The 1,304-nt window shown below is 72.2% G+C and carries 1 protein-coding gene; it reads left to right on the forward strand.

Translation table 11 applies throughout. The features are described from left to right. The first annotated feature begins 153 nt into the window (after positions 1–153). Positions 154–1,173, forward strand: a complete 1,020-nt coding sequence (locus tag I6A81_RS27600; protein WP_407661391.1) for a COX15/CtaA family protein — start codon at positions 154–156, stop codon at positions 1,171–1,173. The last annotated feature ends 131 nt before the right edge of the window (positions 1,174–1,304 follow it).

The raw sequence follows: 1,304 nt of genomic DNA on the forward strand, positions 1-1,304 counted from the left end.
GGACGCGGCGCGGAGGTCCCTTGGGAGCGAAGCGAGCAAGGGGCCGGAGCGCCGCGCCCGGACGGAGCGAACCAGAATACAATGGCCGCGATGTCGTCTTCTACAGACCGTCGAAGTAGCGGTGGATCCCCCGACGCACGGCCGGAGGCTCAGGTGTCGTCTCAGTCGAAGACCGCCCGGGCCGGGCAGGCCACGCCGTCGTTCCTGGATCGGCTGCCGACGGTGAGCCCGCGGGTGTTCCGCGTCCTGACACTGATCAGCCTGGTCTTCCTCGGCCTGATCGTGGTCACCGGCGGCGCCGTCCGGGTGACCGGCTCCGGGCTTGGCTGCCCGACCTGGCCGCAGTGCGGCGACGGGCGCTGGGTGCCGCACACCGAGTACGCGCTGCACGGCGCCGTCGAGTTCGGCAACCGCATGATCAGCATCGTGATGGGCGTGTTCATGCTCGTCACGCCGCTGGCGGCGCTACGGCTGCCCGACCGGCGACAGCGGCGCGACCTCGTCTGGCTCTCGTTCGGCCTGTGGGCCGGCTTCGTCGGCCAGGCCGTGCTCGGCGGCATCACCGTGCTCACCGACCTGCACCCGGCGACCGTCGCCGCGCACTTCCTGCTGTCGATGCTGCTGCTCGTCGACGGCGTGGCTCTCTACCGGCGGTCTCGGCAGGGCCCGGGCCCGGTCACCGTCTCGGTCCGGCGCGAGCTGCTCTGGCTGTCGCGGGTGCTCGTCGTGGTCGGCGCGGCGGTGCTCGTCCTCGGCACGGTCGTCACCGGCACCGGGCCGCACAGCGGCGACGACGAGAAGGCGAAGCGGTTCGGCTTCGACATCGTCACCGTCTCTCAGCTGCACGCGGACGGCGCGATGCTGGTCACCGGCCTCGCCCTGGCGATGGTCTTCGCGGTCCGGGTCGCGAAGGCCTCCCGGGAGGCGGTCCGCTGGGCCGACGTCCTGCTCGCGACGATCGTCGCCCAGGCCGCCGTCGGCTTCACCCAGTACTTCCTCGGCATCCCCGCGGGCCTGGTCGTCGTCCACCTGGCCGGCGCCACCGCGATGTGGATAGCGACCCTGCGCGTCTGGCTCGCCATGTCCACCCGCCCATCAGCCATGGAGGCAGAGGTACCTGAGGCGATGACCCGGGACGCTGTCACCCCTCGCCTGCCCGTCACGGCCGGCTGATCAGGCGCCCGCGTCGTCGAAGTCCTCGTTCGCCGAAGTCCTCGTTCGCCGACCGCCCGCCGGTCACACAGCCCGCCGGTCACACAGCCCGCCGGTCACACAGCCCGCCGGTCACACAGCCCGCCGGTCAC

This window comes from Frankia nepalensis (assembly GCF_016786325.1).
GTDB lineage: Bacteria > Actinomycetota > Actinomycetes > Frankiales > Frankiaceae > Pseudofrankia > Pseudofrankia nepalensis.